Source organism: Candidatus Methylomirabilis sp. (genome assembly GCF_028716865.1).
Taxonomy (GTDB): Bacteria; Methylomirabilota; Methylomirabilia; order Methylomirabilales; family Methylomirabilaceae; genus Methylomirabilis.
Genome location: NZ_JAQUOY010000023.1, coordinates 22,187 through 43,681 on the forward strand (window position 1 = coordinate 22,187; position 21,495 = coordinate 43,681).

At 58.1% G+C, this 21,495-nt stretch carries 27 protein-coding genes, 2 tRNA genes, 1 other RNA gene and 1 pseudogene; 8 read left to right on the top strand and 23 right to left on the bottom strand.

Going from position 1 to position 21,495, the window contains the following annotated elements; translation table 11 throughout:
• Positions 1-12: 12 nt before the first annotated feature.
• From PHV01_RS09850 to smpB, 6 genes are all read right to left on the bottom strand, one after another.
• A complete protein-coding gene (locus tag PHV01_RS09850; protein WP_337290985.1) occupies positions 13-405 on the bottom strand; it encodes a hypothetical protein in 393 nt (130 codons plus the stop codon).
• Between the two features lie 69 nt (positions 406-474).
• Entirely contained in the window at positions 475-1,938 is a 1,464-nt protein-coding gene (gene glgA / locus PHV01_RS09855) for a glycogen synthase GlgA (RefSeq protein ID WP_337290986.1), read from the bottom strand.
• Positions 1,939-1,980: 42 nt separating this feature from the next.
• A tRNA-Asp gene (locus PHV01_RS09860) sits at positions 1,981-2,057 on the bottom strand.
• A gap of 59 nt (positions 2,058-2,116) precedes the next feature.
• Positions 2,117-2,191, bottom strand: a tRNA-Val gene (locus PHV01_RS09865).
• Positions 2,192-2,407: 216 nt separating this feature from the next.
• Positions 2,408-2,757, bottom strand: a transfer-messenger RNA (tmRNA) gene (gene ssrA / locus PHV01_RS09870).
• An 85-nt stretch (positions 2,758-2,842) separates the two neighbouring features.
• Positions 2,843-3,316 (bottom strand): SsrA-binding protein SmpB, encoded by a 474-nt coding sequence (gene smpB / locus PHV01_RS09875; protein WP_337290987.1) that lies wholly within the window; start codon positions 3,314-3,316, stop codon positions 2,843-2,845.
• A gap of 191 nt (positions 3,317-3,507) precedes the next feature.
• Here smpB and PHV01_RS09880 point away from each other — a divergent pair, with 191 nt between their 5' ends.
• Positions 3,508-3,780: an HU family DNA-binding protein gene (locus PHV01_RS09880; protein ID WP_337290988.1), complete on the top strand. Its 273-nt coding sequence runs from the start codon at positions 3,508-3,510 to the stop codon at positions 3,778-3,780.
• Positions 3,781-3,992: 212 nt separating this feature from the next.
• Here the strand turns inward: PHV01_RS09880 and PHV01_RS09885 are convergent, their stop codons facing one another.
• From PHV01_RS09885 to PHV01_RS09920, 8 genes are all read right to left on the bottom strand, one after another.
• Positions 3,993-4,526, bottom strand: coding sequence for an NYN domain-containing protein (locus PHV01_RS09885; RefSeq protein ID WP_337290989.1), 534 nt, complete (start codon positions 4,524-4,526; stop codon positions 3,993-3,995).
• Positions 4,527-4,544: 18 nt separating this feature from the next.
• On the bottom strand, positions 4,545-5,255 hold the full coding sequence (gene thiE / locus PHV01_RS09890; RefSeq protein ID WP_337290990.1) for a thiamine phosphate synthase: 711 nt from the start codon (positions 5,253-5,255) through the stop codon (positions 4,545-4,547).
• Between the two features lie 32 nt (positions 5,256-5,287).
• Entirely contained in the window at positions 5,288-6,064 is a 777-nt protein-coding gene (locus PHV01_RS09895) for a thiazole synthase (RefSeq protein WP_337291010.1), read from the bottom strand.
• Between the two features lie 29 nt (positions 6,065-6,093).
• The gene (thiS, locus tag PHV01_RS09900) at positions 6,094-6,303 is read right to left on the bottom strand and encodes a sulfur carrier protein ThiS (protein WP_337290991.1); all 210 of its coding nucleotides are present in this window, start codon (positions 6,301-6,303) and stop codon (positions 6,094-6,096) included.
• Between the two features lie 90 nt (positions 6,304-6,393).
• Positions 6,394-7,185 carry an enoyl-CoA hydratase gene (locus tag PHV01_RS09905; protein WP_337290992.1) on the bottom strand — a complete coding sequence of 264 codons (792 nt, stop codon included), beginning with the start codon at positions 7,183-7,185 and terminating at the stop codon, positions 6,394-6,396.
• Positions 7,186-7,220: 35 nt separating this feature from the next.
• Positions 7,221-7,976: an NYN domain-containing protein gene (locus tag PHV01_RS09910; RefSeq protein ID WP_337290993.1), complete on the bottom strand. Its 756-nt coding sequence runs from the start codon at positions 7,974-7,976 to the stop codon at positions 7,221-7,223.
• 216 nt (positions 7,977-8,192) lie between these two features.
• A complete protein-coding gene (locus PHV01_RS09915) occupies positions 8,193-9,398 on the bottom strand; it encodes a sodium:calcium antiporter (protein WP_337290994.1) in 1,206 nt (401 codons plus the stop codon).
• A gap of 43 nt (positions 9,399-9,441) precedes the next feature.
• A complete protein-coding gene (locus PHV01_RS09920; protein WP_337290995.1) occupies positions 9,442-10,185 on the bottom strand; it encodes a TVP38/TMEM64 family protein in 744 nt (247 codons plus the stop codon).
• 473 nt (positions 10,186-10,658) lie between these two features.
• Here PHV01_RS09920 and PHV01_RS09925 point away from each other — a divergent pair, with 473 nt between their 5' ends.
• Complete coding sequence (locus PHV01_RS09925; protein WP_337290996.1) at positions 10,659-10,940, top strand: FmdB family zinc ribbon protein; 282 nt, start codon at positions 10,659-10,661, stop codon at positions 10,938-10,940.
• A gap of 49 nt (positions 10,941-10,989) precedes the next feature.
• Here the strand turns inward: PHV01_RS09925 and PHV01_RS09930 are convergent, their stop codons facing one another.
• From PHV01_RS09930 to PHV01_RS09965, 8 genes are all read right to left on the bottom strand, one after another.
• Positions 10,990-11,823 carry a menaquinone biosynthesis protein gene (locus PHV01_RS09930; protein WP_337290997.1) on the bottom strand — a complete coding sequence of 278 codons (834 nt, stop codon included), beginning with the start codon at positions 11,821-11,823 and terminating at the stop codon, positions 10,990-10,992.
• Complete coding sequence (locus PHV01_RS09935) at positions 11,802-13,085, bottom strand: amidohydrolase family protein (RefSeq protein ID WP_337290998.1); 1,284 nt, start codon at positions 13,083-13,085, stop codon at positions 11,802-11,804. Before PHV01_RS09935 ends, PHV01_RS09930 begins: the two co-directional genes overlap by 22 nt.
• A 12-nt stretch (positions 13,086-13,097) precedes the next feature.
• On the bottom strand, positions 13,098-13,709 hold the full coding sequence (locus PHV01_RS09940; RefSeq protein ID WP_337290999.1) for a molybdenum cofactor guanylyltransferase: 612 nt from the start codon (positions 13,707-13,709) through the stop codon (positions 13,098-13,100).
• 2 nt (positions 13,710-13,711) lie between these two features.
• Complete coding sequence (gene rpoZ / locus PHV01_RS09945) at positions 13,712-14,152, bottom strand: DNA-directed RNA polymerase subunit omega (protein WP_337291000.1); 441 nt, start codon at positions 14,150-14,152, stop codon at positions 13,712-13,714.
• Positions 14,153-14,171: 19 nt separating this feature from the next.
• On the bottom strand, positions 14,172-14,780 hold the full coding sequence (gene gmk, locus PHV01_RS09950) for a guanylate kinase (protein ID WP_337291001.1): 609 nt from the start codon (positions 14,778-14,780) through the stop codon (positions 14,172-14,174).
• A complete protein-coding gene (locus PHV01_RS09955) occupies positions 14,777-15,058 on the bottom strand; it encodes a DUF370 domain-containing protein (RefSeq protein ID WP_337291002.1) in 282 nt (93 codons plus the stop codon). The genes gmk and PHV01_RS09955 overlap by 4 nt, the downstream gene beginning before the upstream one ends.
• A gap of 15 nt (positions 15,059-15,073) precedes the next feature.
• On the bottom strand, positions 15,074-15,943 hold the full coding sequence (locus tag PHV01_RS09960) for a YicC/YloC family endoribonuclease (protein WP_337291003.1): 870 nt from the start codon (positions 15,941-15,943) through the stop codon (positions 15,074-15,076).
• A gap of 165 nt (positions 15,944-16,108) precedes the next feature.
• Complete coding sequence (locus PHV01_RS09965; protein WP_337291004.1) at positions 16,109-17,743, bottom strand: DNA mismatch repair protein MutS; 1,635 nt, start codon at positions 17,741-17,743, stop codon at positions 16,109-16,111.
• A gap of 319 nt (positions 17,744-18,062) precedes the next feature.
• Here PHV01_RS09965 and PHV01_RS09970 point away from each other — a divergent pair, with 319 nt between their 5' ends.
• From PHV01_RS09970 to PHV01_RS09980, 3 genes are all read left to right on the top strand, one after another.
• Positions 18,063-18,782 carry a TIGR02391 family protein gene (locus PHV01_RS09970; protein ID WP_337291005.1) on the top strand — a complete coding sequence of 240 codons (720 nt, stop codon included), beginning with the start codon at positions 18,063-18,065 and terminating at the stop codon, positions 18,780-18,782.
• A 106-nt stretch (positions 18,783-18,888) separates the two neighbouring features.
• On the top strand, positions 18,889-19,197 hold the full coding sequence (locus tag PHV01_RS09975; RefSeq protein WP_337291006.1) for a nucleotidyltransferase domain-containing protein: 309 nt from the start codon (positions 18,889-18,891) through the stop codon (positions 19,195-19,197).
• Complete coding sequence (locus tag PHV01_RS09980; protein ID WP_337291007.1) at positions 19,187-19,546, top strand: HepT-like ribonuclease domain-containing protein; 360 nt, start codon at positions 19,187-19,189, stop codon at positions 19,544-19,546. Before PHV01_RS09975 ends, PHV01_RS09980 begins: the two co-directional genes overlap by 11 nt.
• Before the next feature lie 204 nt (positions 19,547-19,750).
• Here PHV01_RS09980 and PHV01_RS09985 read toward each other — a convergent pair.
• Positions 19,751-19,936: pseudogene (locus PHV01_RS09985) on the bottom strand (formyltetrahydrofolate deformylase); the annotation flags it as partial.
• Positions 19,937-19,990: 54 nt separating this feature from the next.
• On the opposite strand from PHV01_RS09985, the gene PHV01_RS09990 reads away from it, so the two are divergent.
• From PHV01_RS09990 to PHV01_RS10000, 3 genes are all read left to right on the top strand, one after another.
• The gene (locus PHV01_RS09990) at positions 19,991-20,287 is read left to right on the top strand and encodes a DUF6516 family protein (RefSeq protein ID WP_337291011.1); all 297 of its coding nucleotides are present in this window, start codon (positions 19,991-19,993) and stop codon (positions 20,285-20,287) included.
• The gene (locus tag PHV01_RS09995) at positions 20,268-20,615 is read left to right on the top strand and encodes a DNA-binding protein (protein ID WP_337291008.1); all 348 of its coding nucleotides are present in this window, start codon (positions 20,268-20,270) and stop codon (positions 20,613-20,615) included. Before PHV01_RS09990 ends, PHV01_RS09995 begins: the two co-directional genes overlap by 20 nt.
• Positions 20,616-20,703: 88 nt before the next feature.
• Entirely contained in the window at positions 20,704-21,315 is a 612-nt protein-coding gene (locus PHV01_RS10000) for a hypothetical protein (protein ID WP_337291009.1), read from the top strand.
• Positions 21,316-21,495 lie beyond the last annotated feature (180 nt).

Below are 21,495 nucleotides of genomic sequence, written 5' to 3' on the forward strand. Positions count from 1 at the left end.
CTACTCACGCGGTCACTTGCCGCCTTGACTCAGCTTCGTGAGCTGCTCCTGAGTAAGCACCTGCCGTATCGCCTTGTAGAACTTCGTTTCCGTCTTTAGAGCCTCTTTATCTGCCACAGCCCATTCGTCGGCGATCTTGTCGATCTCTCGGTCCGAGGACTTCTTGTCTGCAACAAGGCTCATTAACTTCTGCCGGAGCGCCATGACTTTCTGTTGAGTCGCGCTCAGCGCGGATATCCGCTCTTTCTTGGCCGTATCAAGCTTGCTCCGCTGATCGGTCGAAAGCCCGAGGTTCTGGAAGGGGTCCGGCTCCTTCGTCGGCTCCTTTTGGGCCGAAGCCATGCCCCCCCCGATCAGCAGTGTTGTCGTCAGCAGCCCAATCCCCAATTTCTTCCATGCGCGCATACAGTTCTCCCCTTTCCGTTAGGTAAAATTATCCATCACCAAGCAACAACACAGTACAGTGCAATGCTACTACTGTCCGCCTTTCTTCTCGGCAGCACGCCGATAGAGCTGCTCGTATTCTCGAGCCGAGCGATCCCACGTGAAGTCGGCGGCCATGGCATTGGTCATCAGCCGAGCCCACAAGGCTTTCTCACGATACAAGGCCAAAGCCTGCCAGATGGCCTGCAGAAAGGCCGTCGCGGTTGACTCCTCGAACCTGAATCCGTTCCCCTGCCCCGTCGCCGGATCAAACTGGACAACCGTATCGTCCAGCCCGCCCGTTGCGTGGACAATCGGAATCGTTCCGTAGGCCAGACTGTACATCTGGTTCAAGCCGCACGGCTCATACCGCGAGGGCATCAGGAAGAGATCGGCGCCCGCTTCAATCTGATGCGACAGCGGGACGTCGAAGCCGATCCTGACAGCCAATTGTGACGGGTACTTGGCTGCCGCCTCACGAAAGGCCGCTTCGAGTTTCTTCTCGCCGCTTCCCAGCAGGACGAGTTGCACATTCAGCGACATCAGCGTTTCCAGGATATCGCGCAGCAAGTCAAGCCCCTTCTGCCCGGCCAGCCGGGAGATCACGGCCAGCAGCGGCACACTGGTCTTGACCGGAAGCTCGAACCGCCGCTGCAAATCCGCCTTGCACCGGGCCTTTCCGGCAAAGTCATCGACTCTGTAGTGAGCAGCGATGTGAGGATCTCCGGCCGGGTTCCATTCCTCGGGATCGATCCCATTTAATACACCGAACAGATCGCCTTTCCGCTCCCCGAGGACGCCGTCCAAGCCAGCCCCCTGGTTCGAGGTCTGGATCTCCTGGCTGTAGCGACGGCTCACGGTGGTGAGCAGGTCGGCAAAGAGCAGCCCGCCCTTCAGCAGATTGCCCTTCCCATAAAACTCAAGGCCCGCCGGCGTGAACAGCTCCGAAGGCAGCATCAGCCTCGGCAATATTTCAGGAGGAAAGAGGCCCTGGTAGCCCAGGTTGTGGATGGTGAAGACGGTCGCAGTTCGCTGAAAAAAGGGGTCGCTGCGAAGGATGGTCTTCAGATAAACAGGCAGCAGCGCCGTCTGCCAGTCGTGGGCGTGCAGAACCTCCGGCTGAAAGGAGACCGCTCGGCATACCTCCAAGGCTGCCCGGCAAAACAGCGCGAAACGCTCCGCGTTATCGGGGTAATCCTCTGCAGATGCGGTCTGATAGAGGCCATCGCGGTTGAACGAGTGGTCGTGGCGAATAAAGTACACCGATATTCCGCTTGAGAGATGCCCCTCAAGCAGATCCACTGGTTGCGGGCCAGAGGCTGCCGGAACGCTCAGTCCGCTTTCGACGAGTCGGAGTCGGTGTCGCTGTGCGTCCACAGCGCGGTAGAGCGGCATGATGAGCCGGACATCGTGCCCAAGCCGACCAAGCGCCTTTGGCAATGCGCCAGCCACATCACCCAGCCCGCCAGTGTGGGCAAACGGCACGGCCTCAGAAGCAGCAAAAAGGATTTTCATCCGGGCGATCCAGCCCTCTGTGCGGCATGCGATGATGAGCAGTGGCGGGGCCGACGGGACTCGAACCCGCGACCTCCGGCGTGACAGGCCGGCGTTCTAACCAACTGAACTACGACCCCGCAAAAAGACGGTGATGAGTGGGAGCTATCTACCTGAATTTCAGCTCCGCTAAATTTGGTGGTGGGCGAAGGAGGTGTCGAACCTCCGACCCCCTGCTTGTAAGGCAGGTGCTCTCCCGCTGAGCTATTCGCCCGACTGCGGCACGGTACGCCCCATATCGCGGAAGAAACCGGCACTCAGTATAGCTTATAGAGATCGAGTGTCAAGCCGAAATGCTGCTTAAAGTGGGGCAAGATCTTCCAGGCTCCCCCTCATGAGTGGACTGAACCGCCCGAAGAACCTTATCCTGGCGCTAATAGAACCGCCCTCCAAGCTGGAGAGCCCGGAGGGCGGTTCGAATGTAGGACGTTGGTGGAGGCGGCGGGAGTCGAACCCGCGTCCGAGAACATGTCGGAAAGAACATCTACGTGCGTAGCCTGCGTATGAATGTTCGCCCCTCTTGGCCCCCACAGGCGGGGTCCAGGAGCGACTAGCTCATGTGATCTTACCGGCCTCCCCAGAGCATGAGAGGCAAGCCAGCCCGTCTAGTCGACGCCCAGATCCCGCCCGACAGGCGAAGCGGGGTGGACGTGGCTACCCTCAGGCAGCCAGTGCTAATTCGTGGTTGGCAGTTGCTTGTGTTCCCACCTTTTTACGAGGCGATGGGTCCTCGGCACGCAGCCCTGACGCCCTTGTCCCCGTCGAAACCGGAGCGCCCCCATACTAAAGACGGTACAGCGCGTGATTGGGCTTGAAGGTAGAAGACTATTTCTACTTTATGTCGCCTGGCTGAAAAAGTCAACAGCTATCCCAGGTCTGCGCGGCCGCGAGTGAGCTGGGCCATCTCTTTCGTCATTGCACGTCGCTTCAGGGTTTCCCGCTTATCGTACAGCTTTTTCCCTCGGGCCAGCGCCAGTTCGAGCTTGATCTTCCGTCCAGCCACATAGACACTCAAGGGGATCAAGGTGAGGCCCTTTGCCTGAACCTTCCCCATGAGCCTGGCAATCTCTTCTTTGTGCAACAGGAGCTTCCGCTTCCGATTTGGGTCTGGATTGGAACGGCTGCCGGCGGCATACGGACTGATATGGCAATTAAACAGATACGCCTCCTCGCCCTCGATCGCGGCGTAGCCGTCTTTCAGGTCGGCCCCGCCCTCCCGCAGCGACTTCACCTCGGTCCCGGTAAGGGCTATCCCGGCCTCAATGACCTCCTCGATCTGATACTCATACCTCGCCCGTCGATTGGAACAGAGGATTCTTCTTTCCTGTGCCGGTGCCATGAGGCAGACTATAGCGTAGCCCAACACTACGCAGCAAGCGGAATTCCAGGCCCTGATATCCAAAGGCCAGGTTTCGAGGTCCTTTTTCCCTTGACAGATCGTGGGAGATTTTGATAAGAGACTGCTGGGCGGGTCGATAGGGGCGGATAGTGATTACTTATTATTAGTATTTCATTGAGAAAGGAGAGGGCATGACCAAAGCGGAACTCGTGGACAAGGTTGCCAGGGATGCATGCATCACGAAAAAGGCGGCAGAGCTCGCCCTGGCCAGTGTCACAGCAGGGGTGCGAGACTCTCTCAAGAAAGGAAAGAAGGTCACCCTGGTCGGCTTTGGGACGTTTTCGGTAGCCAAACGAGCGGCCCGGAACGGGCGCAATCCCCAAACCGGTGATGTCATCAAGATCAAGGCGGCGAAGATCCCGAGGTTCAGAGCGGGAAAGGCTTTGAAAGACGCCGTCAGGTAAGTAGGGTTTGTTGACGCTCTGATCTATCGACCAATCGGTCAGATGTCACAACACACAACGAAGAGGAGAGAATCAGTCTCTCCTCTTCGTGTTTATGGACGGTCAGGAACTACTTAGGCAGATAGGCTGAAGACTGAAGGCTTTTAGGGGTAGAAACCGAAAATGATTGATAGACTTCAGCCTTCGGTCTTCAGCCTAAATCCCTAGAACTCTCATAAGCGCTTCAGAGTGGTGATCAGGCGCTTGGCTTGCTTTGATGGGCGTCGAGCGGGGCCCTTTAGTCTTCGAGGCCCTGGGGATTCGGCAGCCGATTCGTCGTCTTCATCATCTTTTTGAAACTCGCCCCCATCCCCCTCTCGGAGCGCGCGATCCAGGCGCTCGTGAAACTCTTCGGTCGAGAGGACTAAGGCGCCGGTTCGCGAGACGTCATGCGCTACAGCTCGATCTGAGGTCACTACAACCGCCCCTGAGGGGGCTTTCTCAACAAACCGCAGGATGGCCTGATCGGCCCGCTCCCCGCGGCGCGTAAAGACCACCTGCAGGCCGGCGGTGAGTCTCACCTGCTCGCTCATCCCGCCCCGTTCCCACCCATCGAACACAACTGTGATCCGGTGACCCTTCAGGCGTCGGTAAGTGCCTAATACCGTCAAGAGAGCGTCCCGCCCCTCCTGCAGGTCTCGGCGATCAAGGGGCTGAAACTGAGGGGAGCGACGAATCAGATTATAGCCATCAATCACAATCCACATGGATAGCACCTAGCCTGCTTATTCACCGGAAATCTGTACATTGCTGTCAAACTTTTCTTGACGTCTAGCGGAGCGGTTGGCATGAAGCAGGGCGGACACGGCGTCGGCTGGATCATCCGCCGTCATGACGGCGGAGATCACGGCTGCCCCATCGGCGCCTGCCGCCATCACGGAAGCCATATTCGAGGCAGTGATGCCTCCAATACCCAGGATCGGCAGCCGGACCTGTGGCCTTGCCTTCCTGAGTTGCGCCAAGCCGACGGGGGGTCCATACGCTGCCTTGGACGGCGTCGGGAACAGCGGCCCGAATACGATGAAGTCGACCCCCTCTCTCTCAGCCTCGATCGCTTCCTCAAGAGAGTGGCAGGAGACGCCAATCAGTCGCGCTGGTCCAAGCAAAGCCCGCGTCTCGGCAGGCGGCAGACTCGTTCTGGAAAGGTGGACACCGTCAATCGGTAACGCCAACGTCAGATCGACTCGGTCATTGATGAGGAGGCAGGCGCCTCGCCCATGCACGAGAGGGAGGAGTCGCTCAGCCAGTGCATAGAGGTCTCGCGTCGAGAGATCCTTCTCGCGAAGCTGAATGGCTTTCGCCCCACCTGCAAGCGCGGCATCGACGACCGCCTCAAGGGGTCGACCTTTCGTCAAGGATCGGTCGGTCACGACGTACAGGCCCCATGAAGACGGGTGTTGGGTTGAAAGAGATGTCCCAGGTTCCACAGGTCGCATGCCTGACTCGAAACTCCAAACTCGAACCCTGCTTATCCGATCATGCCTTCGAGCGGGCTTGAGGCGTTAGCGTAAAGTTTCTTCGGTATCCGTCCGGCCAGATACGCCAATCGCCCGGCGATCAACGCGTGCCGCATCGCGGCCGCCATTGCGACCGGATCTTTGGCGCTGGCGATCGCCGTGTTCATCAGGACGCCGTCGCATCCCAGCTCCATGGCGATCGAGGCATCCGAAGCCGTGCCCACTCCCGCATCGACAATAATCGGAACTCGCGCCGCCTCGAGGATGATCCTGATGTTATGCGGGTTTCGTATCCCAAGGCCGGACCCGATCGGGGCGGCAAGCGGCATCACGACGGCCGCACCGGCATCTTCCAGCTTCTTCGCCATAATGGGATCGTCGTTGGTATAGGGCAAGACCACGAAACCCTCCTTGACCAATACCTTGGTGGCCTTCAACAGCTCCTCGTTGTCCGGGAAGAGGGTCCGCTGGTCGCCGATCACCTCCAGCTTGATCATGTCCGAGAGCCCGACCTCTCGGGCCAGCATCGCGGTCTTGATCGCCTCCTCCGCGGTGTAGCAGCCGGCGGTATTGGGCAGGAGCGCATACCTCTTGGTGTCGATGTAGTCCAGGAGCGACTCCCGGGTTCGATCTAGGTTCACCCTTCTGACCGCTACCGTCACCATCTCGGCGCCTGAAGCCTCGTGAGCCTGCTGCATCGTTCGATGGTCCGGGAACTTGCCCGTCCCGACGATGAGCCGCGACCGAAACTCCCTACCGGCAAATTTAAGAGTGTCGCCGTTCTCCATCAAATTATGCTCCAGCACCGTCTTGCTCCTTATCGGGATCCGCCGGCCATGAAGGTGATAATCTCCAGTGTATCCCCTGCTTGCAGCGCAGTGCGCTCATACAGCTCGCGCTTAATGATCTGTTGATTGAGCTGGACCGCAACCCTGAGCGAGTTGATCTGCAACTCCTCCAGCAGCGTGGTGACCGTGGCGCCATCTGTCGTTTCGAACGTCTTCCCGTTGACAGTGAGTTCCATCATAAAGCTCTTTCTGATCAAGGAAAGCTATCAGCTAAACGCTTCCGTGTTTTGACCTTATCCCACGTATGACGACTTGTCAACGCACCCTCATCACTCCTGCCCACTGAATACCGGCGTGCGCTTCTCGGCAAAAGCCCCCACCCCTTCGCGAAAGTCCGCAGTCTGGCTGCTCAGCGCAACAAGCTGGGCCTCGTTCTCCATCTGGGTCTCCAGGCTTGCCTGGTCGCTCATGTACAGGAGTCGCTTAGCCTGCCCGAGGGCGAGCGTCGGGCCTTTGGCCAACTCGTTCGCCAGGGCGTCTACGGCGGTAACAAGTTCAGCGTCCGGCACCACCCGGTTCACCAGTCCCCATGCTTTCGCCTCGTCTGCCGTCAGAACCCGGTTGGTAAAGGTCAACTCCACCGCTCGTCGCAACCCAACCAATCGAGGAAGAAAATAACTCGAGCCGGTATCAGGGGGGAGCCCGATCTTCGTATAGGCCATGGTGAATCGAGCAGACTCAGCCGCCACCGCCAGATCGCAGGCCATGGCCAAGCCCATCCCGGCGCCGGCGGCCACCCCGTTCACCCCGGCGATGATCGGTTTTGACATCCGACAGATAGATGAGATCGCGCTGTGGAGAGAGGCCAACAACTGTTGTATGTGCTGGGCGAGGGTATCGGTATGTTCGATGAACTCCCTGACATCTCCGCCGGAGCAAAAGGCCTGGCCGGCGCCCGTCAGCACGACTGCGCGAACTGCTCGGTCCTCATGGCAGGCAAGGACCGCCTCCAGCAGCTCCTCCACCATCTGCCCGTTCAGGGCATTGTAACGATCAGGCCGGTTCAGGGTGATGGTGGCCACCGAGCCCTTTACCGTGTGGATCAGTGCCGTATAGGCCATTCTGCTCCTACTTAACGCCTTCAGTCTTCAGCCTATTACGCAGCCTCCGCGAAACTGGTGATGATATACGTCCCACTCTTCGGGTCCCGCTTCAGCTCGATAATATTGTGTTTAGCGGCGTCTTCCAGCAGCTTGGAAAAGGCGCTGTACCCGTAGTAGCCTTCGTTAAAGGATGGCCGCTTGCGGATCATCGTCTGTTTGACCATTGAACCCCAGAGCACCTCTTTATTCTCCCGCATGAGGGCCTGGATCGAGTCGCCCAGGAGCTCGAACACTTCCACTTTCTTCTCAGGCAGACCGGAGAGGACGGGTGGTTTCTTGGGGGAGCGAATCAGGTCTTCGTAGTAGATGAATTCGTCGCAGTTGTCCACCAACAGCTCCGAGACTGAATTCTTCACGCCGAGACCGATGACCTCCTTGTTGTTCTCCCGCAATTTAGAAACCAAGGGCGAAAAATCGCTGTCACCGGAGACGATGACAAAGGTGTCGAGGTGCTCCTTGGAGTACGCCATGTCCATCGCGTCCACCGCCAGCCGGATGTCGGCGCTATTCTTGCCGCTGATTCGCTTCTGTGGGATGTCGATCAGTTCGATAGCCGCTTCGTGGAGGTGCCGTTTGTATTCGGCGTAGCGTCCCCAGTCGGCGTAGGCACGCTTGACCATGATTTTACCCTTCTCCACGAGCCGCTCGAGCACGAGGCCGATCTCAAACTGCTTGTGCTTGGCCTGTTTGATACCAATCGCGATATTCTCGAAATCGATGAAGAGGGCAAGTCTCTTCTCTTCGTTCATTGAGCCCCTTTCTCCTTAACGCTTTTCAGGCAGTGCCGAGGGCATGACGGATGATCTGCGTGTCCGCCGCGCAGCCCCCCTTCGTTCCCAATAAGCCTAAACATGCCATCTTGAGCCTGTCAACAGGTTTCATTAGACTGCTCTACTTGGAGTCCCTCACTCCCCTCCCCGACTCAGTTCCTCGACCGTCATCAGCTCTTTCCGGATCGTCTCTTGTCATTTCTGATGGGAAGTCGCCATGCCTTTTCCAGCCCACCGCTCCACTACCATAGCGGCAAGGCCTTGCCGGCTTGAGCGGCTGACGATGAGCCACACCACCGCGAGCAGAATGTAGGCAATGGCATAGAGGTGGCGAAAGAAGGGATCTGTGAAGAACAGTTGTGTGGCAAAGAGGCCGAAGATAAGACCGGCCTCTGCCAGAGAGAATGAAAGATTGGCCAGGACAGCCACCGCAAAGAGGGATTGGGCCGCTGTCAGAAATATCTCCTCTATCTGTCTGGCATCCAGGTGCATCGGTCCCAGATGGCCGGCAGAAAGGTTGTAGGCAAGGGGGAGCGTGCCGATCAAGAGGGTCCATTGATTCACCTTGGAGGATACAAGCGTGCCGATGCTGACCCCGGGGTGCCCACGAAGCGCGAAGACGATCGCCACAATGAACTCGGGTGACTCGGAGGCCAGCGGCGCCAGCCACTGCACCAACAGAAACTCTTCAATCGCGAATGTCCGGCCTGTGGCCAGCAACCCCTCGGCGAAGGGCTCGGCCGACAGATAGATGCCGAGCCCGGCATAGACGAACATCGCAATAGTAGCCGACCGACGCAGGTTCGGTTGCAGTTGCATCAACAGTTCCCCGACCCCTCCATCCAGTTCGGGTTCGACGACCTTCGCCTTCGAGGCCGCAATCATGTATGACACAAAGATCGCCAACAGGACGGCCGAGTCGAGCCATGAGAGGGTTCCCTTCAATGGAATCATAAAGCTATAGGTGGTGGCGAGCACAAGATGAAGGAGTTCGATGGAGCGAGATCGGTCAAGGACGACCTGTCGATGTCGGGTCTTGAGCCAGAATGTCACGACAACGGAGGCCCACCCAAGGCCGATCAGCAGGCGATTCGCGCCGGTCATGTTAGCGGTGGCGTAAGGAATGTAGGTCGGGTCCTTGCCGGCGGACCAGGCGAAGTAGATGTCTACCGCATATTCCGGCAGTACGGCGATCAGCGCGAGAAAGGCCAGCGCAAGCGCCTGCGGGATATCAGCTTGTGCGACCTCGGCCGCCCAGGACAGAATAAACGCCGCCCCAAAGATGGCCAAGCCGGCACCTACCACCTCCCACTGAGGTGGCAGGTGAACGCCGGAAAGTCGGATACCTATCCACTGCAAGGGCAAAAGGATGGCGATGGTCAACCGCAGCGTTGCATTCATCGCCGGGATCCCGATTGGCCTCCCAGACCCACCTTCCAGAGGCTCATCCGACTTCCTGGTCCCTCGCCATATCTCGCTTCCGCCGCTGCCGCCGATAATGATCGAGCTTGATCCATCTGAAGAGCGGCTCCCGATACAGGTAGAGCAAGAGGAGCGCCAAAGACAGGAAGATGACGAGGGCAATCAGACTGCCGTAGTGAGCGGTCCGGACCTGCCTCCCTTGTAAGGAGAGAAGCCAGGTGCCCGGAATACGGCCCACGGTACTGAGCAAGAAGAAGATGCCGAACGACAGGGGGCTGGCGCCAAGAATAAAGCAGAGGAAGTCCTTCGGGAAGCCGGGGAGGAGAAAGAGCAGGAAGGTAATCCACTTTCCCGTAGTTCGCGTGAGGAAGAAGAACATGTCGTAGGTCTCGGTTGTAACGAACCGGCGGGCAAAATGGTGTCCCAGCCAACGACCCAGACCGAAGGCAATACAGGAGCCGATAGTTAGGCCGATGGTGGAATAGATGAGACCCGTCAGCGTCCCGAAAAGATACCCACCGATGACACCCGTCGCCTCACCGGGGATCGGCGCAACCACGACCTGGAGGGCCTGGAGCCCGATAAACACGAGAGGTCCCCACGGTCCGAACTGTTTGACGTATCGGGCTAAAGCCTGTTCGTTGGTGTAGGGCTCGATCCACTCCCAGTACCCTCCCAGGTCGAGCCAATCGCCCCACAGGGCATAGGCGGACACCAAGCCGACCACGGCCACGAGGACCGTGGCAATCATCACGGTTTTCTTCATCGGCGAACGTTGCTCGAGCGACTTGGACCACACGGAACTAGTCGCGGCGTCCTGCAGGGAACGGCAGAACCAAGTCGGCCTGGGTCAGAACTTCCATCGCCTCGTCAAGCTGATCAGGCCGCGGGCATGGCTCAGCACAGAGCCCAGCCAATGAACGCGCTGAAATGAAACGACGACGTGGGGGGCTTGACTTGGAATGCTTAGGGTGCAGTATCGTCATGTCTTGCAGCTTTCTTACCTGTTAAGTCGCACTACTGTCAAGAAAAATCCTTCCAACCTGCCCGGCAGCAGACTGGCGCCGGCCTTTTCCCCTCAAAGCGGATGGGCCGGCCGCCTTGACATTGCGGGACCCGTGGCTTATCCTACTGTGCACGGCTGGGCCGAGCCGGCTTGAGCCGATGAGCGTACCACAGCAAAAACGTGCTGTTATCGGTCGACCTCTCTTGAGGCTGGTCGAAAAGGAGGTAGCATTTGTGCCGATTTACGAGTACGAGTGCGAGGTGTGTCAGCATAGGTTCGAGGTAATCCAAAAGGTCTCGGACAGACCGATCAAAAAGTGCGTGTTGTGCCAGGGAAAAGTCTACAAGGTACTCTCCGCCCCAGGCTTACTCTTTAAGGGGTCGGGGTGGTATGTGACCGATTACGCCAACCCCGAGCGGAAAAAGGCGGTGGAGGCGGAGAAAAAAGCCGCCTCGTCCGATAGTGGAGGCACGAAGGCCGAGAGCAAGGAGTCGAAGAAGCGCGGGACCCATTAACTTGAACCAGAACAGCCCGGCCTTGGTTCGTTCGTCCTGGCGCGTGACATTACATAGCATCGATAAACTCCAATGAAGGCACGGACGCGAGTTGCCCCTCCGCCTCCAACAACGTGAAAAACAGGTGAAGCCCCTGAAGATGCCGTGGAGTCAGGTCGAAGGAGAGACGCTCCTTCAGGTAGATCGCGCAGGTGTCCCGGTCCAGTTCAACCCGTTGGCAGACCGCCTCGCAGATCTCGTCAAGCCGAGCGAGGCTGTAGCGCTTGGAACTGAGCAGGGCGCGATAAAGTCGATGGGTTTCCTCCCGATGATCGCGATAAAAGTCCCGGCGGACCGCCCAGACGGCAAAGACAAACGGCAGACCCGTCAATTCCTTCCACCCCTGGCCAAGATCAAGAGTGAAGGGGAATTGCCCTTTCGCCCGAAGCGCCGGATCCCCGATCATCAAGACCCCAGCGACATCCTCCTGGGGCAAGTCGGTCGTCTCTGCCTCGACAGGTAGAAACCGAGGTCTCACCCCGAATATCTTCGCGAGCAGGAGCTTCACCAGAAAGACCGATGTAAGGGAATCCCTGCTCAGGCGGACCGGCTTCCCGTCGAGGTCGCCCGGCTTCACCCGACTTAAGAATAGGACACTTTCGGCCGGGCCATCCGAGCCGATCGCCAGGTTCGGGAGGATCAGATATCTGTCCGAATGATGCGCATACTCGATGGCGGAGATGACCGACAGATCGAGTTCCCCCGCCCGCAGCATACGGTTCAACTCGGCAGGCGTCCCGTCAACGATCCGGCATTCTGCCGGAATTGCGCCCTGCTCGATCCCGTAATAGACCGGCTCACAATTGATGTAGGCTACCCTGCCTAATGTGACTGTCGGTTGCACCCTGTTACACCCTCGCGTTGATACAGCATCTTACCTTCCACCATGCTCAAAACGACCGAGTCATCCGAGGCCTGGCTAAGGAGTGATCCATACGGGTCGGCATCGTCGAGGTGATCAATGGCCAGGGCAATGAGGTCCGCGCGCTTACCTGGCGCAAGCGACCCGATGGCCTCGGCCATCCCGAGTGCCGCGGCCCCGCCAAGCGTGGCCATAGTCACGAACTGCTGCGCTGTGACCGCCCCGCCATAGAGTCGGTGCGCAAAACGCATCTCGTCCCAGAGGCTCAGCGTGTCGTTGCTGGCCAGTGAATCGGTCCCCAGGCCGACCCGCAATGATGCCGCAAGGAATCTGGGTAGCGGCGCAATTCCCACTCCAAGGTTGTGATTGCTCCGAGGGCAGACGGCCAGCGCCACTGCCCGCTGTCTCAGTAACTGGAGGTCGGAGATCCCCACATGAACCAGGTGGACGGCCAGTAACCGCTCCGAGAGTAAGCCGGCCCGGTCGAGGAACGCAACCGGGCTTTCGCCACAGACTCGATGGGAGGGCGAATGCCGACCTACGGCGGGCAGCAGCGTAGTGGCAATCGGCCCGAGCCCCAACCCGATATACGTCACCTCCTCTGGAGATTCGGCCAAGTGCATGGTCACCGGGAGGCGTCGGCGCTGCAGCAGTTCGGCGCAGCGCAGTAAAAGCGGCTCGGACAGGCTGTACGGCGCGTGGGGCGACAGGCCGACCGACAACAGACTTCCACTCGCTTGAAGTTGAAGCGACCGAAGGGCCTTCTCGGCTGCGTCGAGCCGTTCTGTGGCCTGCTCAGGATCAAGTCCCAGGATCTCCTGAAAGATAATGCCCCTGAGCCCCGCTGCCTTGAGGGGGACTACACTACTGCCGGACGTCGTAATGTCGGCCACACAGGTTACGCCGCTTCGAAGCAGGACTGTTGCGCCCAGTCGAGCTGACGTGGCGAAGCACTCGGCATCCAACTCGGAGCGAAGATCGAGCAGAGCGGTGACCCATTCAGTGAACGATCTGCCGAAAGGAAGGCGGCCATGCAGCCCGGTCAGCTCCAGGTGGGTGTGAGCATTGACCAAGCCTGGAAGAAGGGCTACGCTCCCCAGATCGTCGTGAGGCTCTGTCGGGAAATCCCTGATCAGCGCGGACGCCTGACCCACGGCGCAGATGGCCCCATCGCGGATCAAGAGGCCGCCGTCTACAAGAGGAGGACCGGAAATCGGAAGGACAAGACGAGCAGTCAGGATCACGGCAGCCGCATGTCAGCTTTCAGATGATCGTTGGCGGCTGTGCGGGTGTCGCCTGACCGCCTCGGCCTGCTCCAGTTCCGGTGGAGTATTGACGTTCATGAATCCGAGGAGAGGAGGGTCTACCGCCCTGAGCGCCGGTTCCTCGATGATCTTGACCTTGACCTTCGGGAAGAACCGGACAATCTTCAGCGCGTGGGCGTCGATAGCCTCTTTAATGAACGGGAGGCACGACCTGGCGTACACGGCATGCAGCGGCTGCAACTCGCCTCCCACACGTGGGACTACCACATCCCACCCTTCGGCCTCGCGGATCAAGAGCTTGATCAGGTCGGCGTTGAGGAAAGGCATGTCGCAGGCAACAAAAAAACACGCGGGGTGACTGGCAGCGCTCAGCCCTGTATAGATCCCGCCGAGCGAGCCGGAGTCGGGGATCAGGTCTGGGACAACCTTGACGCCGAGGTACGCATAGTTCGGAGGGTCATTGGCAATAATCAAGACCTCCGGGAAGAGCGCCTTCAGGCAATCTACCGTCGCCTCGATCAGCCGCCTGCCCCCGAAGTCGATAAAGGCCTTATTGAAGCCCATCCGCGAGGACTTGCCGCCCGCCAGCACAATACCCGTCACCTTCAGGCTTCGTCCTCTACTTCCGCCGGCTCTTCCAGGGCATCGAGATCGGTCACCTCTAATTTTTCTATCTCCTCGCCCGATTCGGCGAGAAGCTCCACCGGGGGTTCCTCTAACTCGGCCCCCTCCTTTTCCTCTTCTTCCTTCTCGACGATCTCCTCCTCGCCAAGGGTATCCCCAACGGAGAGGCTTCGGAACCAAGTCGCTCCGGCCTCCGGGCCAATCAGTTCCACTGCCCCCGTCCCCTCTACAGGCTTCATTTCATAAGCCAGCCTGCCGGCGCCTATTTCCTCCAGGGCGATATACGTCGGCTTGTTACTCTTCGGGGCGATCAGGTGCTCGGCCCCGCGCATCAACTGTTTCGTGCGCTTGGCGGCGATGATCACCAGGCGATATTTGCTATCCACGTGCGTCAGAAGTTGTTCCAAAGGGACAAGCGGCATATCCAAGATCCTCCCAGCCTCAGTCGATTCCCATATTCAGAAAGGAGAGATCTACTCGATCTCTTCGGGATCGCTCGGCAGTGATAATGCAGCAAAGCTGCTTGACGGCCTTTTCGAAGATATCGTTCACGACAATATACTGGTAATGCCGGTAGTGTTGCAGTTCCTCCCTGGCCATAGCCAGGCGACGGCGGATCTCCTCCTCTGAATCAGTCCGCCGCTGCCGGAGCCTGGTTTCCAACAGATCGAAGGTGGGGGGAACGACAAACACAAACACCCCCGTTCGGTAGTCCTGTCTGAGCTTGGCCGCCCCCTGCGTGTCGATGTCAAGGATGACATCAAGACCTTCCGCGAACTGTTTCTCCAACAGCGGGCGGCTGGTGCCGTAGAGGTGACCATGTACGTGAGCCCACTCTGCGAATTCGTCCGCCTCGATCATCCTTCGGAAGGTGGGCTCGTTCACGAAGTGATAGTCGCGCCCGTCCTGCTCGTCTGGCCGGGGCGCACGGGTTGTATACGAGACAGAGTGGACCAGACGGGGCAACCGCCGCGCGGCCTCCTGACACAAGGAGGTCTTCCCACCCCCGGAGGGGGCCGACACAACCACCATCATCCGCTGCCGATTCATTCTGTTCGCGAGCCTTTACCCGACCGACCGGAAAGCACATCGGCCTCGAACCGCTGGGTGATCGTCTCGGTCTGGATGGCCGACAACACAACATGGTCGCTATCGGTCACGATGATCGACCGGGTGCGCCTGCCGTTGGTTGCGTCAACCAACTTGCCGGCCTGCTTGGCTTCGTCCTTCAACCGCTTCATTGGGGCCGAACCGGGATCGACGATGGCGATGATCCGGGCAACCGCCACCATATTTCCGAACCCTACGTTCAGCAGTTTCGCGGCCAAGGCATTCGTCCTTTCTTACTCGACGTTCTGGACCTGCTCCCGGAGCTGTTCCAGGATACTTTTTAATGTTATCACATCGTGCGAGGTCTTGGCATCGTTCGCCTTGGCGCCGATAGTGTTGACCTCGCGTTGCATCTCCTGCAACAGGAACTCCATCCGTCGGCCGTGCGGACCCTGTTGTTGGATGAGATCCCGGAACTGTCGGAGATGGCTTGTGACTCGCGTGGTCTCTTCCGCGATATCCGAACGCTCAGCCAGGATGGCGACTTCCTGTTCAAGTCGGCCGGGATCGACCGATTTCCCCTCCAGCAGGCGCTGGAGCCGAAGCTCCAGACGATTCTTGTAGCTTTGCACGACTTCCGGCGCGCGGGCGACGATCGTCGCCAAGGTGGCCTCGACCAGATCCAGGTGACCGAGCAGGTCGGCCTCGAGCGCCTTTCCCTCCTCCCGTCGCATCTCGACGACGGCATTCATCGCTCCTTCAAGGGCAGTCCTGACCGCCACCCAATCAGCATCCCCCGCCCCCGATTCCTCGCCTTCCAGGTCAAAAAGGTCTGATCGGGAAAGTAGCAGTTCCAATGTTACCTCTCCTGTGAGACCGAGTTCCGACTGAAGCGTCTTGGCGGCATCAAGATACGCATGGGCCAGCGGCCGATTGAGACGCAGCGTGCAGGACTGCTCACCCGTCAACTCCTCAAGCACCGTCACGTCAAACCGCCCTCGCGCGAAGCGTCCTTGCAGGGTCTTCAGGATCTGCAACTCCAGGGCGCTCAGCCGCTTTGGGAGCCGGGCACGAACATCGAGATAACGATGGTTGACCGACTGCAGTTCGCAGACGTATCGTTTTGAGGAGGTAGCGCACTCCCCTTGCCCGAACCCAGTCATACTGCTTAACATCTCGTCACGGCCTCGGTAACGTTGGCATGAGGGTTGCCACAACACTGGATGGGTGAGCGCGAAGGGGTGCCGCGCGGGGATTTTTTATTATATTAATTTAGCCATAATCGGCAGTTCTGTCAAATCAAATTCTCGACCCTCCACTCTCCTTCCTCATGTCTGACCCTTGGCGTCCTCTTCGGACGAGGTCTCGCCTTCACCTCCATAGCCTCGCTCAACCAGGTGCCTTTCGATATCCTCTTTCGCAAAACCGATTCGTCGGGCCACTTTATCGGCATGGCTCACCCGTGAGATTCCCTCGATCAATCGATAAGTTGGGGAGCTATGGACAAATTCCGCCTGGCGATACAATCCAACGTCTCTTTTTTGAAACTGCTCCGCCAGCTCGTGATTGTGGGTGACCAGAATCGTATTGTTGCCGACTTGGTGAAATCCCCCGAGGATGGTGCGGGAGATTTCCAGTTTCTCTTGATAGGTGGTTCCCTCCGCCAGCTCATCCAGAATGACCAGGCTTTTGGGAGACGATGCGAAAAAGATGGCCTTCGTGCGCTGTAACTCCGTTCCGAATCTCCCCTCCCGGTCAGCCAGCGAGTTGCTTTCCGGAGCCTGATAGAAAATCCGATCAGCCACCGAGAGCTGCGCCGCCTCAGCGGGCACATAGCAACCGATCTGCGCCAGCAGTTGCACCTGGGCAATGGTTTTGCAGAAGGCGGTTTTCCCGCCTCCATTTGGGCCGGTAATAAACGCCAATCGAGCCCCGTTCAGGTTGAGATCGTTGGGCACGTAGTCGGTATTCCCTTTCCCCAGGATAGGGTTTCTGACCGTTTTTAAGATCATCGCGTGCTGATCTGCATCAATGAGCGTCGGTAAAACGGTCGAACTTCCGAACGCTTTAGCATAACGATAAAAAGACAGCAGTTCATCGATCTGCCCTAACGCCTCTAGTGCCTGCTGAACATCGCGGGAGTTTCGATAACCATCCCGCAAGGGATAGATGATACTGTCCCTGTCAAAACCCCCAACGATAGGTCCATACAACATAAATGAGGGAAGTAAAAAAACCAACACGACGGGCATTGCATGTTGGGAGATCCCGAAAGCGGGGGCGTAATGCAGCAGAAGACCCAGCGCAATCAAGAGCGTGACGATCAATCTTGGCTTGAAGAGGGTTGGTCTGAATTTGATAGCAGGGGTCAGGAGCCACTTTTCAGCCTTCGTCTTGATGGCCCTCTCCGTCAGGTAGGCAGGACCTTCCATCAAGGCATGCGATCGTGTGGAGCCAAACGCCTTGAGCGCGTCGAGACGCGCTCGAAGATAGGGGCTTTCAGGTGCGGGCAGAGCATGAGCACCCTTGGCGAGATCGAGCATGAGCTTCGTCCCTTGCCGGTAGGTTTTATGCCCATACCCCCCTGTTTCCATTTTGTCCCGGGGATCCCCCAAGGTGCCGAGGAAGGTCCCAAACAGCAGACGGTAAAATTCCTCCTCCTGTTTCGCGGCATCCTGCACCAGTGCTTCGATCCGCGCTCGCAGATCAGCCTTCGAGCCCAGCTCCCGGAGCGCGTCCTGCTTGGCCGTGATGGCCTCGATCGAACTTAACGGGTGGGCCAAGGAGCGGTACAGCGTGGCTTGCCCGACGATGGTGCCGGCGCAATTGACGGCGTCAAAGAGTCGATCGACTTCGATCGTGTTGAACGTGCTCTCATCGAGCACGCCTTCACCAGTTTTCGCCGCCCTGGCCGAGCGAACGGACAGCTCCTTGCCGATGGCTGTCAGAAGAGGTTCATGCATTCGCATACTCCCATTGAGAAAGTCACCAGTAGTAGGGTAGCACCTCCTGCCCCCTGCTGGCTAGTCCTGTGGTGGCATCATTCTTGGCCATACACTCCCCTCCCCTCGACTTTTCCAGCCATCTGATCACGGTACGGGCGGCTCGCTGTCGGAAGACTGGAAAGGCCGACACAGGTGCAGTGTCTCCCGTCGTCCGCATTCAGACAAATTTCTTGTTAAGTGCCGGAAAAGGTTATAGAGTTTGGGCTAGCCTCAAGAACGGCTGGTCGAAATAGACTGGTCAGCTTCCATAATAGTTAGGCCCTGACGGATCATCACGATGACAGCGAAACTGTACGACCTTTCCGCGGAGGAAACCCAGTCCCTGCCGGTCGATCGACTCGCGATGCTGGTACTTGCTCATCTCGTGGAAACAAGGGAGTGGAATGAATACAACTTCCTGAACAGTGGCGTCAACCGGCGAGTACCAGATCAAAGCCTGCGTTGCTGGGCTGAGGCGCTCAATTGGCTGATTTCTCAGAATGCGGTCGCTCGCAATACCCCCCGTCAGTCCAACCCCCAAGCGATTTTTGTCACGCGGCTCGGCCACCGAGTTCTTAGGGAAGGTAGCGAAACGCTTCGGGCAACAGCGCGGCTCGATGTCGACTTGCACAGCCGACTTACTAAGGTGCGCTCTCAATTTCTGATGGGTGAGTACGAACTCGCAGCTTTTGCGGCGATGAGAGAAGTAGAAATCCGAGTTCGTGAGCTTGCAAGAGCAGAATCGTCCCTTCTTGGCGTCAAATTGATGCGAAAGGTGTTCGGAGATGGAGGCGCGTTGGCCAATTCGGGTCTCGATGCTGGAGAACGGGTGGGAATAATGGAGTTGTTCGCCGGGGCGATCGGCACGTTCAAGAATCCACCGAGCCACAGGCAAGTGGACTACAGCAATCCAACGGAAGCATCAGAAGTTGTGCTGTTGGCCGACCTGCTAATGAGGCTGCTGGATCGATACTCCACAAGTGCGGACAGCACTGGTCCTGGTCAACACGGAGCCTAACATGGCTTGCAACCGATAGCGGCTGGTGGGATCCTGGATCGCCGCGCTGAAGCCTAACGTTGGCGGCTCGCAAGTAGCGAGGTATCATAGTCGAAAGAGGTGCGGCATGGTTCGTGTGCTTGAGGACAAGCGTGAGGCAATCGCGGAGGCGTGCGCTCGTTTTGGCGTGGCGCGCCTCGATGCCTTCGGTTCCGCGCTGCGGGACGACTTCCGTTTAGGCGAGAGCGACGTGGACCTCCTGGTCGAATTTCGCCCTATGGATCCGTTTGCGCTCGTAGATGCGTACTTCGGGCTCCTTGATGAACTCCGAGAAATCCTTACCACCGATGTCGATCTCGTCATGAGCGATGCGATCAAAAACCGCTACATCGCGGCGAACGTCGAACGCACCAAACAGGCTTTGTATGCAGCGTGAGATCCGCGCCTACCTACTCGATATCATTGAGGCCTGCGATGCAATCGTCTCTGCCACGCACGACCTGGACTTAGACGCATACCGCGGGAATCGCCTCATTCGCTCGTCGGTAGAGCGCGAGTTCATCACCATCGGCGAGGCTATCGGCGCCATGTCACGCCTCCACCCGGAGTTGTTCGATCAGATATCTCAAGCGCGGCGAATCGTCGACTTTCGCAATCAGCTAACGCACGGGTACGCGACGGTCAACGACACCATCGTGTGGGGAATCGCGATCCGTGACGTTCCGGCGCTTCGGCATGAGTGCGAAAGACTCATGGCCGAGATGGGAAATCAGGAGGCGAAGTAGACTAACCAGGATATGGAGGCCACGCGGGCAAGCCACGCGCCTCTCCCTGATCGGACGACAGCAACTAGTGTAGTGCATCCAACGCTTCTTGACATTTACCGTTCACCCTAAGCCTGTCGAAGGGTACTGTATTGTGGCTAGTCCAGTTCATGGTTCGACAAGCTCACCACGAACGGGATGTAAAGGGATTTATGGCGCACTACACTAGGCAAACACTACGGTCTTATTGCCATACACCAGGACCTTATCCTCCAGGTGCCAGGTGACGGCCCGCGCCAGCACCATCCGCTCCACATGGCGGCCGATCCGCTTCAGGTCCTCCACACTGTGGCGGTGATCCACTCGCTCCACATCCTGCTCGATGATCGGCCCGGCATCCAGGGCGTCGGATGGCGGGTGCTGGAGTAATTGACAACACGGCTCAGCGTTGGTATTCTCTCCAACATGAAGGCTATGCCCTTGCTCCTTCGGCGAGTGATCGTTGCTGCAGACGCATTCGTTGAGGTCGTAGTGTGGGAGGTTCCAGAGCCGATATCTCCATCAACTCATGAATTCAAGTACCGGCTTGCGTATGTCGTTCGTGGCCAATGCGTGCTGCGATATGACAATGAGCAGGGAAAGGGTGATCACCGGCATACCGAAACAACCAAAGAGCCTTATAACTTTTCTACGCCTGATCAACTGATGGCCGACTTTGCAGCCGACGTAGCGAGGTGGAATCATGAACACGGTCGTGCTTGAAGTTCGTTCTCTCAAGGAAACCCTGATCGATGCCTCACGGGCAATGAAGACGGGTCGCGCGAAGCCCGAGGCGCGTATTAGCTTTGCTACGCCGGAACTCCTTTGGCAAGTCCTGACGGCGAAGCGCTGGGAGCTTCTTAAGGCGCTTTGCGGGGCTGGCCGCGTATCTATCCGCGAGGCTGCGCGTCGGGTTGAACGCGACGTGAAAGCTGTCCATGGTGACGTAAGGGCGCTTCTGGAAGCTGGGATACTGAACCGCACACCCAATGGGCGCATTGAGTTTCCGTTCGACGCCGTGAGGGTAGAGTTCCTACTGAGAGCAGCATAGGCCGGAAGGGGCCGGTGTCGAACCATGGTGTGCAGCCGAATGGGCCGTCGGCCCGCTGCTGACGCCTATCACTAGAGGAACACGTCTGGTGTCCGAAGAAAAGGCTCACACTTTCTTGGGCTGGCTCAAGCAGCCGAATTCCTGGCTGTCGCTGAGTGCCGCTATAGTGTCGATAGTCACGTTTTATCTGGTTCAAGCAAGTCCGGGCAAGCTAATGGTTGTCCTGCCAGTCGAAGTTGGCGCAATATACTTAAGAGGTAACTTGGAGCTACTTGTACCGGTGACCTTAACAAACACAGGTGCTCCTCGCACCCGTCGGCACGTGGTGACAGTGCTGGCCGAACTCCGACCGCAAGAGCAAGCCGGTATTAAGCCCGTGGTGCTGCGTTGGGCATCAGAGAAAAAGTTCATGGGTTACCTTGCCTTCAATAAGGAGTTCCCGGGTGAGGGAGAACCGGACGTAGAGGACTATGAAGTATATGTGTCAAGAGCTGCTCCTTTCGCTGTATCTGGTGGCCAATCGATTACAAAGGTGATGAAATTCAAGCAGAAAGCGGGAGTCCTGGAAAAGAGCTGGTTAAAAAGCTTTGAACTGAAGGTGATAGCCAAGACAGAGGACAACGAGTTTACACGGACCGCTGTTTTCAGTTGCGCTATCGAGATAGGGGAAGTAAAGACTGATTGGTGCGAGAGACTCTGAAGAAGTATCGGGCAGCGAGACGCGTGACCTCTAACACAGTGCTGGAGAGGGCCGAGTACCTCCCCCAATAAAGTGGACACCCACACCTAACAATGGAGGGGGGTCCAATGCGAGGCGTCAAGCGCTGTCAGGTGTCCACAGGACGGATGAAGAAGCATCGCTACAGCAATGAGTTCAAGG